This is a genomic window from Terrisporobacter petrolearius, from assembly GCF_020748185.1.
Lineage (GTDB): Bacteria > Bacillota > Clostridia > Peptostreptococcales > Peptostreptococcaceae > Terrisporobacter > Terrisporobacter petrolearius.
On sequence record NZ_JAHZMO010000201.1, the window covers coordinates 1 to 438 of the forward strand.

At 47.9% G+C, this 438-nt stretch carries 1 protein-coding gene; it reads left to right on the top strand.

Translation table 11 applies throughout. From position 1 onward, the window contains the following. The coding region (locus tag K0040_RS22585) for a hypothetical protein (RefSeq protein WP_500302315.1) at positions 1-405 on the top strand (405 nt) is incomplete at its 5' end. Positions 406-438 lie beyond the last annotated feature (33 nt).

The window sequence follows — 438 nt, forward strand, 5'->3', positions numbered from 1 at the left end:
GAGTTCGACATCCAGATCAACCAGATTGTCCCTTCTATGGGCTATCGCACGCTTTATATTGAAGCGAATCAGCCTGGCAACGTGATTGCGGCAAAAAGTGACGCTGAAGGGATTCTGGAAAATGCTTTCTGGCAGATTGCGCTCAATGAGGATGGTTCTCTGCAACTGGTAGATAAAGACAGCGGTGTTCGCTATGACCGGGTATTGCAAATTGAAGAAAGCTCTGATGATGGTGATGAATATGACTATTCACCCGCAAAAGAAGAGTGGGTAATTACCGCGGCGAACGCGAAACCGCAATGCGATATTATTCATGAAGCCTGGCAGAGCAGGGCTGTTATCCGTTATGAAATGGCGGTGCCGCGTAATCTGCAAGAACGCAGCGCAAGACAATCCACTGGCTGAGTAGAGGTGGAAATGGTTGTCACTTTGAGTGAT